The sequence below is a fragment of the Candidatus Sulfotelmatobacter sp. genome, from assembly GCA_035504415.1.
In the GTDB taxonomy this organism is placed as follows: Bacteria; Vulcanimicrobiota; Vulcanimicrobiia; order Vulcanimicrobiales; family Vulcanimicrobiaceae; genus Vulcanimicrobium.
In genome coordinates this window covers 89,478-101,553 of the sequence record DATJRY010000007.1, presented here as the reverse complement: position 1 = coordinate 101,553, position 12,076 = coordinate 89,478, and the positions used below count along the sequence as shown (strand labels likewise).

Genomic DNA, 12,076 nt, shown 5'->3' with positions numbered 1-12,076 from the left:
TCCTCGCTGGGCCGCGCTCCGAAAGCGAAGCCTAGTCGCCCAGTCCGACGCTCGCGCGGGTCGGAACCACGGTGCCGGCCTCGACGTCGTGCACGGAGATGCCGGGGTAGCCGATCTTCTCGTTCGCGCTGTTGACCCAGGCCTCGACGATCAGATCGCGCAGCTCGGAGGCGCCGGCCGCGAGCCGGTCGAGCACCAGGCTCGTCGCGGCCGGGCTGCGCCCGTCGATGCCGCCGGCCGCCTCCAGCTCGTAAACCGCCGGGACGAAGCTCGCCGACGCCGTCAGGTACGCGCCGACCTGCGCGAGGATCGGCGTCGCCGGCGTCTGCACGGGCGCGACGCGCGCGCGCACCAGCGGTTCGGTCGCGACGGCGCGGACCAGGTCGGTCTCCCAGCGCGCGTGGACGGTATTCGAGTCGCTGTAGTCCTTCGGATTGGGGTAATGGGTGCGCGGCGAGTTCCAGCCGTTGAAGTGCACGGTCACGTGCAGCGGCTGCGAGGCGTCGCCGACGAAGTGCCCCCACACGCCGATGTCGCGCAGGGTCACCTGCTCGCGCACCGAGCGATCGTAGGCGAAGAAATCGCGCTCGGCCTGCGTCGGCGCCTTGGTCATCCCGACCGTGTCGACGCGCCAGTACGCGAGGTCGCGCAGCACGCGCTCGTAGCCGTCGGCGATCGAGTAGGGGAGGAAGCCCATGCCGTACTGGTCGCTGGGCGGCGTGGCGGCGCGCAGCGCGGTGTCGTACGCGCGGCGGTCGCGCGGCAGCGCGGCCAGCGGGATCCCGTCGATCGTGTCGTCGTCGGAGACGTCGACGTAGTGGCCCGGGCTCTCGTCGGCGTCGAAGGGCTGGTCGCCCTTGAGGCGGTCGGGCTCGGGCCCGAGCAGCTCGACCTCGTCGTGCGCCGCCCGCGTGCGCAGGAACGGCGGGAGGCTGTCGGGCAGCGTCGCCATCGCGGCGCCGTTGATCATCTGGTGGCCCTGCGCGCCCCAGGCCAGGGCGGGCAGCGGCGCCGCGACGAGGGCGGCGCAGAGGAAAGCGAACGTCGGACGAAGGCGCATGCCGGGCCCCTTCGGCGCCGCCGGACGGTCCCCGCTAGGTCCGCTGCAGCGACTCGACCTCGATCCGTGTGGGCCGGCGCACGTTTTGGTACGCGCCGCACGCGCAGCGATACCAGTCCTCGACGATCGCGGTGCGTGGACGGTCCGACGGATAGAGGTAGCGCACGACGCGCCGTCCTTGCACCTCGCGACCGCAGTGCCAGCAGCGAGCGTCGTGTTTGGGTGGATCTTCGGAATACAGGGACACCCGCTGCGGACTCTTGGTCATGTCCTAAGTAACGTCACGGCGTCGCGTTGCGACCAGCGTGCCGGATCACACCTCGTCGAAGAGAGCGTTCAATTGAGCGAGGTCGTCGATGCGCGTCGCCGGCGGCAACGCGGCGACGATCGTCGCGCCGTAGCGCATCGACGCGGCGCGTCCGTCGAGGAGCGCGACGACGCCCCGGTCGGTCGTCGACCGGATGAGCCGGCCAAAGCCCTGCTTGAGCCGCACGATCGCGCTGGGGATCATGTAGTGCTCGAAGCCCGACAGCCCGCGCGCCTCGAGCGCCGCGATGCGCGCCGCGACCAGCGGCTCGGCGGGTGAAGGAAACGGCAGCCGGTCGATGACCACGCACGAGAGCGCGTCGCCGACGACGTCGATTCCCTCCCAGAACGTACCGGTGGCGAACAGCACCGCGTTCGGTGTGGTGCGAAACCAGTCGAGCAGCGCGCCGCGCGGCAGCTCACCCTGCACTTTGGCGGGGAACGCGAGCCGCTCGCGCAGCAGCCCGTAGACCTCGCGCAAGCGCGCGTACGAGGTGAACAGCACGAACGCGCGTCCGCCGCTGCGATCGAGGATCTCTTCGATCAACGGCGCCGCGCGCTGAGCGAAGTCGGCCGCTTTCGGGTTGAGCCGCGGTGGCGCGACGTACAGTCGCGCTTGGCGCGCGTAGTCGAACGGTGAAGGCGCCACCAGCTCCTGCGCCTGCTCGATCCCCAGCGACGCGCGCAGGAAGTCGAACGAGCCGCCGGTCGAGATCGTCGCGCTGGTCAGCACGACGCTGCGCGTACGCGCGAACAGCGTCGCGCGCAGGAACTCGGCGACCGAGAACGGCGCGGCGTTGAGCTCGTAGCGCCCCTCGCCTTCGCCGCGCTCGACCCACGCGACCGCATCGATCTCGTCGGCCGCGACGGCGCCGCTGGCCGCTTGCATCGCCGCGCCCTCGATGCGGTCGCAGGTCGCGACGTGCGCCGAGACGGCGCGCAGCGCCAAATCGCGGCGCCGTTCGGCTTCGGCCTCGTTGTCGGTCGGCCGGCGCAGCGCATCCTGCCAGTGTGCGTGCAGCCAGTTCTCCAGCCGGTAGAACGACTCGCGCAGCACCGGCAGCACGTCGGGGACACCCTCGTTGGCGGCAACCGGATAGCGGTCGCCCGGAACGCGCGCCAGCGTCTGCTGCAAGCGCCGCATCCCTTCGTCGAGCTCGGCGTCGTACGCGCCGGGCACCGCGTAGGTGCGGTGCAGCTTGCGCATCATGCGCTGCACCGAGATGGGCGAGAGCGTCGCGGTCAGCGCGGCGGTCGCGTAACGCTCCGCCTGGTGCGCCTCGTCGAGGACGGCGAAGTCGTAGGCGGGCAACAAGCTGCCGCCGGCGGCCAGGTCGAGGAAAAACAGCGCGTGGTTGACGACGACCACGTCGGCAAAGCGCGCCGCGTCGCGCTGGCGGAAGAAAAAGCAATCGCTGAAGCGATCGCAGTACTCGCCCACGCAGTCGTCGGCGTCGGCGTCGAGCGTCTCCCAGTCGTCCGCGCGCGGCGTGAAGTCCAGCTCGGCCCGGTCGCCGGTCTCGGTGCGCTCGGCCCAGGCCCATAGGCGCTCGAGCGCGAGCGAGGGCGCGACCAATCGCGCACCGCTCTCCTTGGCGAACTTGGCCCGGCACAAGTAGTGATTGCGCCCTTTGAGCAACACGACGCGGGCGTCGATGCCCAACGCCTTGGTGACCAGCGGGATATCCTTGCGGACCAACTGCTCTTGCAGCGCGATCGTGCCGGTCGAGACGACGACGCGCGCGCCCGCGCGCAGCGCGGGGACGAGATAGGCCAGCGATTTGCCGACCCCGGTGCCGGCTTCGACGATCGTGTGCACGTTCTCGAGAAAGCCGCGCTCGATCAGCCGCGCCATGCGCACTTGGCCCTCGCGCGGCTCGAAGCCCGGTAACGCGTGCGCGATCGGCCCCCCGGGGGCGAACGCCGCGTCGACCAGCTTCACGCCGGCGGCTCGTGCGGTGCTTGCTCGATCGTCTGGACGCGGCCCGCGTCGGCGGTCGGTTCGAAGGCGTACGCGTACGCGTTCGAGCGCGCGCGCGAGGGCAGCATGAACAGCAGGAAGCCGGCCACGAAACCGGTCACCAGACCGCCGACGTGCGCGGCCCACGAGATCGACGGCACGGTGAACGTGATGACCAAGTTCAGCACGATGACCGGGATGACGTTGCGGATCAAGAGCCGCCCGCGCGGTCCTAGGCGCAAGCCCGCGGCGAGCAGCGCACCGAACAAGCCGAAGATCGCGCCGCTGGCGCCGACGGTCGGCAGATCCGGCGTCGCGAAGACGACGAGCAGCCCCGAGCCGAGCATGGCGAGGACGTACAGCAGCGCGTAGCGCACGCGCCCGAACAGCATCTCGACGATCGTGCCGACCTGGAAGAGCGCGATCATGTTGACGCCGATATGCAGCAGGTTGACGTGCAGAAACGCGCCGGTCACGATCCGCCACCACGAACCGTCCTGCAGCACGGCGCTCCCGAGCAGCGCGTCGCGCTCGAGCGTCCCGTTGGGCGAGCCGGTGAACGACCCCGTCAGGAACTCGCCGACGAACGCCAGGACGTTGATGAGGATGAGGAGGTTGGTGAGGCTCACGCCCGCAGCGCCGAGCCGGCCTCCGCCGCGACCGCGATCGATCGCGCCAGCTCCATCGAGATCGCGGTGCGACCGGCGGCGCTCTGCACCGTGATCGGGCCGCCCATTGGGCCGCGCTCGACGACGTCGATCACCTGCCCCGGGCGCAGCCCGACCTGGTCGAGATAGCGCAGCGTCTCGGGGACGTCCTCGACGACTTCGACGATCCGCACGGTCGTGTTCGGCTGCGCGTCCGCCAGCCGCTCGCCGACGCGCGGCGGCGCGCTCAGGTCCGCCGGCGGGATCGGCAACCCGTGCGGGCAGACCTTCGGATCGCCGAGCACGGCGACCAGCCGCCCCTCGACGCGATCCGAAATGGCGTGCTCGAGCCGGCACGCTTCGGCGTGCACCTCGTCCCACGGCATCCCGAGCACGTCGTGCAAGAACACTTCGGCCAACCGATTGCGACGGATGACGCGGACGGCAACGCCCAGGCCCTTCTCGGTCAGGCTGGCGTGGCCGCGCGCCTCGTAGGTGAGGTACCCCTCCGACGCCAGCTTCTTGAGCATCCCCGAGACCGAGGCCGGCGCGACGCCGAGATCGGCGGCCAGGCCGGAGGTCGTGACGCCGGGGCCTTCGCGCTCGAGTCGATAGACGGCCTCGAGATACTCTTCGGTGGATTCGTCGAAGTGGGTGTGGCCGGGCATCGTCGCTAGATACTTCGCCCCGCGGCCGCCGGGTTCCGCGAAAGGTCGTACTCCCGGTGCAGTCGCGCCTTCGTCGGCGCCGGCGCGAACGATGCGTCGATCGCGTTGCGAACAAACCGAAGGAGCGCTTCCTCGCCGAAGCGGTCGGCGACGAAGCCATACTCGTCGAGCAGCGTGGTGCCGAACAGCGCCGGATCGTCGGCGTCGATGGTGATGACGCAGCCGGCGGCGTCGAGCGCGCCCAGCGGGTGGGCGGTGTCGGCCGGCGCCGCGCCGGTCAGCCGGTTCGAGGTCGGGCAGACCTCGAGCGGGACGCGACGCTCGGCCAGCAGCGCGACCACCGCCGGATCCTCGATCGCCCGCACGCCATGGCCGATCCGCTCGGCCCGCAGCACCTCGACCGCGTTGCGCACGCTCTCGGGGCCGGCCGCTTCGCCGGCGTGCACGACCCCGTGCAGACCACCCTCGCGCGCGATCGCGTAGGCCCGCTCGTAGAGCTCCGGCGGCCAATTCGCCTCGTCACCGCCCAGGCCGACACCAATCACGCCGAGGTCGCGCAAACCGATCGCCCGCGCCGCCCATTCCTCCGCCCGCTCGACGCCGAAGTTGCGCGTCAGGTCGGCGATCAGGGCGACCTCGATGCCCAACGGTGCGCCGTGCTCGTCCAGCGCCGCGCGCATCGCTTCGACCGTGGCGCGCACGTCGAGCTCGTGGTGGAAGTACGTCCACACCGACGGCGAGATGAACACTTCGGCGTACCGGACGCCCTGGGCCGCGGCGTCGACGACGTAGTCGCGCGCGATGCGCGCGAAGTCGTCGGGCGCGCGCAGCACCTGTGCGACCCTCGCGAACAGCAGCAGGAACTCGCGAAACGTCGTGAAGGCATACGTCCGGGCCGGGTCGGCCCGCTCGCCCAGGTCGACGCCGTACTTGGCCGCCAGTGCGCGAAAGGTCTCCGCGCGGACGGTCCCCTCGAGGTGGCAGTGAAGCTGGACCTTCGGGAGCGCGAGGAGATCGAGAGCGGGCACCTTGACGCCCTTCGACGCCTAGGGTATGATGACCGTCGCCGTCGCGGGGTGGAGCAGTCCGGTAGCTCGTCGGGCTCATAACCCGAAGGTCGCGAGTTCAAATCTCGCCCCCGCAACCAACACGAACGGCCCGGCAGGAACACTCCTGCCGGGCCGTTCTGCTACGTCGGGAACGGTCAGTTCTGCCGGTAGAGCTTGCCGGTGGCGGGATCGACCACGACGTCGACCGTCGTCACGCCGGGCGGCGGCGTCGTGAGACCGGTCAGCGTCACCTGGTTCGCCTGCAGCGCCAGCGGACCGTTGATCTGCAGGCCGGTAGCGCGCACGGTGCCGTTGACGTCGAGCTTCGCCTGCGGCGTCTGCGTCCCGATGCCGACGTAGCCGCCGGCCTGGATGACGAACCACGGGTTGTTCTGCGGATACGCGATGCGGAACACCGGCGGGTTCTGGTTGGTGGCTTGCAGCTGCCACTGGTCGGGCGCGCCGTCGCCCCACAACCCCAGCATCGCGTAGTTCAGCGAGCTGCCGCGCACCGTCAACGGCGGCGAACCGCCACCCTGCACGGTCAACGCGGTCGTCGGCGAGCTCGTTCCGATGCCGACGGCCTTCGCGCCGACGGCCAGCGCGCTCTGATTGCCGAGCTGATCTTGGACGTACTGCGCTTGCGTGCCGATCGGATTCGGCACCGTGAGGTCGACGCTGCCGACGAGCGTTTCGCCGGCGATCGTCGTGGTGGAGTCGGTCTGTGCCATGATGCACACTCCTTCGGAGACGATAGTGTCGTCAAAGGCGGACTGCACGGAGGCACGGAGAGGACGGCGGCGCGATCGTCGGAACCGCGAACCGAAAGACGTGCCCACACCCAACGCGATGGTAGCGGTCCGGAGCACGCGCTACCACGGACATCAGCACCGACAAATCGAACGGGCCGATCGTCCGGGTCGCGTCGGAGCAGGCGAGGACTCGTCGGCCGGTTGACCGAACCCGACGGCGCTTCGACGAGGTTGCCCATGCAAGGTTTTCCGCGCACACTCGCACTCGGCGCGCTCGCCGCACTGGTGATCGGCGCGTTCGTCCACGCTCACGCGGCGAGCGCCGTCGAGGACCCGGCCGCCGCCGCGGCCCGTGCGACGATTCCGCCCGGACCGCAGGGCGAGCTCATCCGCTACGGGCGCGCGCTGCTGACCGACACGCAGGCCAACGCAGGGCCGTACGTCCGCGCCGGGATGTCGTGCGACGCGTGCCACCTCGACGCGGGGACCAAGCCGCACGGCGGCTCGCTGCTCGGCATCGCGGCGAACTTTCCGCAATGGAACAAGCGCGCGAAACGCTTCATCACGCTGCAAGACCGGCTCGACGAATGCTTCCTCTACAGCATGAACGGCACGCCGCCGCCGCCCAACAGCCGCGAGATCATCGCGCTGAGCGCGTACGTCACCTGGCTCTCGCAAGGCGCGGTGATTGGGAGAGGCTTCCCCGATCAAGGCTTCGTCACCGTCGACGCACCCAAGCCGCCCGACGCGGCGAACGGCGCGAAGATCTACGCGGCGCAGTGCAGCGCATGTCACGGCGCCGACGGGGCCGGCAACGCGGCGGCGAAGTTTCCGCCGCTGTGGGGACCGACCTCGTTCAACGACGGTGCCGGTATGAACACGAAGATGCCGGCCTTCGTGAAGGCGAACATGCCGCTCGGGCGCGGCGGCACGCTGAGCGATCAAGAAGCGGTGGACGTGTCGGCCTACGTGCTCTCGCACGCGCGCCCGCACTTCGAGGGGACGCGGCCGATCACGTTCCCGACGGAGCCGGCGAGCTTCTTCTGAGCGACGGGTACGCGATTCGCCCGCTGCGCGGCGACGAATGGAAAGCGTGGATTGGCGTGAGCGTGGCAGGTATCACTGCATATGCGCCTCGCATCGTGCCGAACGTACCCTCGATGCGCGCGAGCCTGGACGTGAGCGGCGGCGCGGCGGGAAACGGCGCTCATCGCGCCGGAAGACGCGACGAGCTGCTCGTTGCCGTCGCAAGGGAGGGTGTCGTGGCCGATCCGCTGGTTGGGGAGATCCGTCTGTTCGCGGGCACCGTCGCGCCGCCGGGCTGGCTGCCGTGCGACGGGCGCACACTTCCGATCGAGCCGCACATGAGACTCTTCACGGTGCTCGGCACGACCTACGGCGGCGACGGCCGTCTCACGTTTGCGCTGCCCGACTTCCGCAATCGCGTACCGCTGGGGAGCGGATACGATCCAACCGGCACGCCGCAGGGATGGATCGACCCGATCCATCTGAATCAAAGCGCGATCGACAAGTCCGGCAAAGGTCCGTACGCCGTCGGCGGCGCGCTGTGCGTCACGTACATCATCTACGGCGCCTAGGGGCGACGCGTGAGCGCTGACCAGCCGGCGGTCGGACTCGAACCGACCGCCGAGCAGCGCGCGCTGCGCGCCGGCGTGCGCGAGCTGTGCGCGACCTTTCCGGACGCCTACTGGCGCGCGCTCGACGCCGAGCGCGGCTACCCCGACGCGTTCATCGGCGCGCTGACGCAGGCCGGCTATTTGGCGGCACTGATCCCCGAAGCGTACGGCGGCGCGGGCCTGGGCATCGCGGAGGCCTGCATCATCCTCGAAGAGGTGAACCGGTCGGGCGGCAACGCCGCGGCGTGCCACGCGCAGATGTACATCATGGGCACCGTCCTGCGCCACGGCAGCCCCGAGCAGAAGCAGCGCTACCTGCCGGCGATCGCGCGCGGCGAGCTGCGGCTGCAAGCGTTCGGCGTCACCGAGCCGACCGCCGGCAGCGACACGACGCAGATCACGACCAGCGCGGTGCGGCGCGGCGACGTCTACGTCGTCAACGGGCAGAAAGTCTGGACCTCGCGCGTGCAGCACAGCGACCTCATGCTGCTGCTCGCGCGCACCTCGCCGCCGGGTCCCGGGGGCAAGACGTTCGGGCTCTCGACGCTGCTGGTCGATCTGCGCAGCGCGCCGCCGGGAACGATCGACGTGCGCCCGATCCGCACCATGATGAACCACGAGACGAACGAGGTCTTCTTTCGCGACCTCGAAGTGCCGGCCGAGAACCTGATCGGCGAGGAAGGACGCGGCTTTCGCTACATCCTCGACGGCATGAACGCCGAACGTATCCTGATCGCCGCCGAGTGCGTCGGCGACGGGACGTTCTTCATCGAGCGTGCGGTGAAGTACGTCGGCGAACGCGTCGTCTTCGGCCGCCCGATCGGTCAGAACCAGGGCGTGCAGTTCCCGCTCGCGCGCGCGCACGCGGCCCTGCTGGCCGCGGATCTGGTGCGCCGCCAGGCGGCCGCGCTGTTCGACGCCGGTCGTCCGTGCGGCGGCGAGGCCAACACCGCGAAGCTGCTGGCCTCGGAGGCCTCATGGCAGGCCGCCAACGCGGCCCTCGACGCCCACGGCGGCTATGGCTTCGCCGAGGAATACGACGTCGAGCGCAAATTCCGCGAGACGCGGCTCTACATCACCGCGCCGGTTGCGAACAACCTGATCCTCTCCTACATCGGCCAGCACGTGTTGGGGATGCCGCGTTCGTTCTGAACCGCGACGTCCTCGTACACCGCGTCGAGCGCGGCCTTGGCCTCGCGGCGGCAGCCACAGGCGAAGCGCTCCAGCACCGCGAGATCGGCGATCGTGATGTGCTGCCGCGCGACCCGCACCGCGCCCGCACGCGTGAGCGCCGAGAAGGCGTCGGTGATCCCGGCCCGTCGCACGCCGAGCAGTGCCGCGATGCGGTCGTGCGTGATCGAGAGCGCCGGCGTCTGCGCATAGTCGTGCACGCCGAGCAGCCAACCGGCTAGTCGCGCTTCGATGCGGTCGTGCCGAGCGCACGCGCCGGCCAGACCCGCGGCACGGATGACCGCGACCGCGTAGCGAGCGGCGAGCGCGCGGACCTCGGGCCAGCGCTCGGCCAAGTCGAGCATGGTGTGCGCGCTGAGCACGAAGGCGGAGACCGGGACCGGCGCGATGCGGCGGTACTGCGCGCGCGGCTCGCCCAGAATGAGCTCGAACTGGCTAACGCCCTGGCTCCCGACCGTCAGGACCTCGAGCGTCTCGCCGTCGTACATCTCTTCGATGTGTGCAATGGCCCCCGCGATGGGAAAGCAGACTTCGGCGATCCGCGCACCGGCGGTGCCGAGCTCGGCTCCCTCACCGTAGACGCGCAAATTCGCCATACGGCCGATCTGGTCGGCCGCCTCGCGCGGCAACGCGTCGACGAAGCGGTTTCCGGTCAGCCTCCTACCTTCGGGCGGCATACGCAGCACGCGGCTCACGCGCAGAAACTCTCGTCAAGCGAGCGACCCGCCCCTCCCGTCCTTCACAAAATCTCATCCGCGCGGTACGAGGAGCAACGAACCGTCTGTTGGTACGACCACGTACCGAACTTTACACGCGGAGGCAGATGGAGCGCGCGGTTCACGTCATCGAGCTGGCCGGTTACCTGGACATCGCGCGGTACCCGGAGTTCCGGGCCGCGTTCGAGGCCACGCCGCCCGGGCGGCCCACGTTGCTCGACCTGCGCGCCGCGTCGGGCGTCGACGCGATCTTCCTGACCGAGCTCCTGCTCCTCCGTCGGCGCCAGCGCGCGCCCCTCGCCGTGCTGATCGAAGAGGAGGGGCCGCTCACGCGCGTCTTCGCCGCCCTCGACATCGCCGAGAAGCTCACCGTCACGACGAGCATGGCCCAGGCGCTGGCCGCACTGGCATGAGCGAGGCGTAAGGCCGAGCCATCCATCGCTCGACGCAGTCCTCGAGCACCGCGTCGGTCGCGCCGCGCTTCTCCTCGGCGTCCGCGACGAACGAACGCACGGGCGTCTTGGCGTCGCGTTTCGCGGTCTCGTACAGCAGCGCGCGTTCGGCGGCGGAGAGCGCGAGCCCGAAGCGCGGCGCCAGCTCGTCCCAGATCGCGTCCGGCAGCGCGCGGTAGTCGATCGTTCGGTCCGCCGCGCCGTGCTCGACCATCGCGGACAGAATGCGCCCCAACACTTGCGCGCGGTACTCGTCGGGCTGCATGAGGACGGCCTCCTGCGGCGTGCAGCCCAGCAGTGAGGGCGCGTTGAGGGCCGCCATCATCCAGCTGACTTGCCGGCGGTGCGAGACCAGCACCTCGAGCGGCTCACGCACCAGAAACACCCACGGGACGCCCGGAAACGCCGCTTCGATCAGCGGGAGATACGAGGCGTGCCACGCGTCGAGCTTGACGATCGCCTGCTGCTCGGCGCCGCGCCGCTGCGTGAGCGCGGCGAGCATCGCGCGCAGCCACGCCACTTGGAGAGGCCGGTCCAGCTCCGGGAGCTGCTCGTGCGCGCGCACGATCGTGTCGAGCGGCGTCGGTTCGGAGAGGACGAGCAGCCGCGCGAGCGCCGCGAACGTTTGCGCGACCAGCGTCGAGCCGCAGCGCGAGACGTGGAACACGAAACCTGCGGGTGGCACGCCGGGCCGCCGCGCGCTGCGCGCGACCAGGTCGTCGAGCGACGTGCGCGGCGTGAAGGCACGATTGAACGGGTGCCGCTGCGCCGCGCGGATCGTCTGGTCGAAGAACGGCTCGACGAAGCGTCGCGTGTCGAAGCGGCACCACTCGACCACGCCCGCCCCGCGGCGCCACTGCACGGCGGTGGGAACGAACCCGTCGAGCAACTCCGCGCGTTCGGGCGGCAGCAGGTCCTCCGACCCGCGCTCGCCGGCCAGCGCCGCGTGCACGTCGTTCGCCGAGAACGTGAATCCCTGGGCGCCGCCGAGCCGCAGGGCCAGAGCGACGAACGCGTCGAGGTTCGGCTCCGCCCAGAACGCCTCGCGCAACGCGACATCGGTGAGGACGCGGGTGCGAAAACGGGCGAACTCCGCGCTGGACATCGGCGGCAGGCTGTTGGACGCGCCGTACCGATCCCCCTTGGACGCCGACGGGTCGGTTAGCCGCCGCAGTAGGCCGTCAGCGTCGCGAGAACTTCGGGCGAGGTCGCCGCGCCTTGCGCGTGCATGTAGGTCAGCTTGGTGACGCCGGGCGCGTCGTCGACGACGATCTGGTGCACGACCGTCGTCCCGAGCGTCATCTCGACCTCGTGCGCGCGGCGCGCGTCGCACGTCCGGTCCCGATCGACGCTGGCGTGGATCGCGTTGTCGGTGATGTTCTTGTGGATCAGCCCGATGACGTCGTCGTAGGTCAAGCCCTGATCCTCGAGATAGACCAGCGTCTCGCCGTCGCTCTTCTTCCAGATCTCCTGCGCGCGTGGCGTTTGGGGCGTGGCCGTCGCGGCGACGACGTGATCCCACCCCGTCGGGCCGGCGAACGGCTTGGTAACGGCGAAGGCGCCGAGCGGAACGAGCGCGGCGATCGCTGCCAGCGACGCCGCGCGAAGCGGTGCGCGTTTCATGGGAGCAGCCTATCG

14 protein-coding genes and 1 tRNA gene are annotated in these 12,076 nt (G+C 70.4%); 5 read left to right on the top strand and 10 right to left on the bottom strand.

The window, feature by feature from the left end; translation table 11 throughout:
* Positions 1-31 precede the first annotated feature (31 nt).
* From VMD91_03700 to add, 6 genes are all read right to left on the bottom strand, one after another.
* Complete coding sequence (locus VMD91_03700; GenBank protein ID HTW83159.1) at positions 32-1,060, bottom strand: hypothetical protein; 1,029 nt, start codon at positions 1,058-1,060, stop codon at positions 32-34.
* A 34-nt stretch (positions 1,061-1,094) separates the two neighbouring features.
* The gene (locus VMD91_03695; protein HTW83158.1) at positions 1,095-1,244 is read right to left on the bottom strand and encodes a hypothetical protein; all 150 of its coding nucleotides are present in this window, start codon (positions 1,242-1,244) and stop codon (positions 1,095-1,097) included.
* 129 nt (positions 1,245-1,373) lie between these two features.
* The gene (locus VMD91_03690) at positions 1,374-3,308 is read right to left on the bottom strand and encodes a helicase C-terminal domain-containing protein (protein ID HTW83157.1); all 1,935 of its coding nucleotides are present in this window, start codon (positions 3,306-3,308) and stop codon (positions 1,374-1,376) included.
* The gene (locus VMD91_03685; GenBank protein HTW83156.1) at positions 3,305-3,955 is read right to left on the bottom strand and encodes a rhomboid family intramembrane serine protease; all 651 of its coding nucleotides are present in this window, start codon (positions 3,953-3,955) and stop codon (positions 3,305-3,307) included. Before VMD91_03685 ends, VMD91_03690 begins: the two co-directional genes overlap by 4 nt.
* Complete coding sequence (locus VMD91_03680) at positions 3,952-4,641, bottom strand: metal-dependent transcriptional regulator (protein ID HTW83155.1); 690 nt, start codon at positions 4,639-4,641, stop codon at positions 3,952-3,954. Before VMD91_03680 ends, VMD91_03685 begins: the two co-directional genes overlap by 4 nt.
* 5 nt (positions 4,642-4,646) lie before the next feature.
* Positions 4,647-5,669, bottom strand: a complete 1,023-nt coding sequence (gene add, locus VMD91_03675; GenBank protein ID HTW83154.1) for an adenosine deaminase — start codon at positions 5,667-5,669, stop codon at positions 4,647-4,649.
* A gap of 42 nt (positions 5,670-5,711) precedes the next feature.
* On the opposite strand from add, the gene VMD91_03670 reads away from it, so the two are divergent.
* Positions 5,712-5,788 (top strand) — tRNA-Met (locus VMD91_03670).
* A gap of 57 nt (positions 5,789-5,845) precedes the next feature.
* Here VMD91_03670 and VMD91_03665 read toward each other — a convergent pair.
* On the bottom strand, positions 5,846-6,421 hold the full coding sequence (locus VMD91_03665) for a hypothetical protein (GenBank protein ID HTW83153.1): 576 nt from the start codon (positions 6,419-6,421) through the stop codon (positions 5,846-5,848).
* A gap of 258 nt (positions 6,422-6,679) precedes the next feature.
* On the opposite strand from VMD91_03665, the gene VMD91_03660 reads away from it, so the two are divergent.
* From VMD91_03660 to VMD91_03650, 3 genes are all read left to right on the top strand, one after another.
* Positions 6,680-7,489 (top strand): c-type cytochrome, encoded by an 810-nt coding sequence (locus tag VMD91_03660; protein HTW83152.1) that lies wholly within the window; start codon positions 6,680-6,682, stop codon positions 7,487-7,489.
* Positions 7,490-7,602: 113 nt separating this feature from the next.
* Positions 7,603-8,040, top strand: coding sequence for a tail fiber protein (locus VMD91_03655; GenBank protein ID HTW83151.1), 438 nt, complete (start codon positions 7,603-7,605; stop codon positions 8,038-8,040).
* 9 nt (positions 8,041-8,049) lie between these two features.
* Positions 8,050-9,231, top strand: a complete 1,182-nt coding sequence (locus tag VMD91_03650; GenBank protein ID HTW83150.1) for an acyl-CoA dehydrogenase family protein — start codon at positions 8,050-8,052, stop codon at positions 9,229-9,231.
* Here the strand turns inward: VMD91_03650 and VMD91_03645 are convergent.
* Positions 9,189-9,965, bottom strand: a complete 777-nt coding sequence (locus tag VMD91_03645) for a Crp/Fnr family transcriptional regulator (GenBank protein HTW83149.1) — start codon at positions 9,963-9,965, stop codon at positions 9,189-9,191. The genes VMD91_03650 and VMD91_03645 overlap by 43 nt on opposite strands.
* 128 nt (positions 9,966-10,093) lie before the next feature.
* Between VMD91_03645 and VMD91_03640 the strand changes: the two genes are divergently transcribed.
* On the top strand, positions 10,094-10,399 hold the full coding sequence (locus tag VMD91_03640; protein ID HTW83148.1) for a hypothetical protein: 306 nt from the start codon (positions 10,094-10,096) through the stop codon (positions 10,397-10,399).
* Here the strand turns inward: VMD91_03640 and VMD91_03635 are convergent.
* Positions 10,359-11,543: a Nif11-like leader peptide family natural product precursor gene (locus VMD91_03635; GenBank protein HTW83147.1), complete on the bottom strand. Its 1,185-nt coding sequence runs from the start codon at positions 11,541-11,543 to the stop codon at positions 10,359-10,361. The genes VMD91_03640 and VMD91_03635 overlap by 41 nt on opposite strands.
* Positions 11,544-11,599: 56 nt before the next feature.
* Positions 11,600-12,061, bottom strand: coding sequence for a hypothetical protein (locus VMD91_03630; protein HTW83146.1), 462 nt, complete (start codon positions 12,059-12,061; stop codon positions 11,600-11,602).
* Positions 12,062-12,076: the final 15 nt, after the last annotated feature.

Coding starts and splice junctions, on each gene's coding strand:
- VMD91_03635 (HTW83147.1), bottom strand. CDS start 11,543: ATGTCCAGCGCGGAGTTCGCCCGTTTTCGCACCCGCGTCCTCACCGAT.
- VMD91_03660 (HTW83152.1), top strand. CDS start 6,680: ATGCAAGGTTTTCCGCGCACACTCGCACTCGGCGCGCTCGCCGCACTG.
- VMD91_03655 (HTW83151.1), top strand. CDS start 7,603: ATGCGCGCGAGCCTGGACGTGAGCGGCGGCGCGGCGGGAAACGGCGCT.
- VMD91_03640 (HTW83148.1), top strand. CDS start 10,094: ATGGAGCGCGCGGTTCACGTCATCGAGCTGGCCGGTTACCTGGACATC.
- VMD91_03680 (HTW83155.1), bottom strand. CDS start 4,641: ATGCCCGGCCACACCCACTTCGACGAATCCACCGAAGAGTATCTCGAG.
- VMD91_03630 (HTW83146.1), bottom strand. CDS start 12,061: ATGAAACGCGCACCGCTTCGCGCGGCGTCGCTGGCAGCGATCGCCGCG.
- VMD91_03665 (HTW83153.1), bottom strand. CDS start 6,421: ATGGCACAGACCGACTCCACCACGACGATCGCCGGCGAAACGCTCGTC.
- VMD91_03700 (HTW83159.1), bottom strand. CDS start 1,060: ATGCGCCTTCGTCCGACGTTCGCTTTCCTCTGCGCCGCCCTCGTCGCG.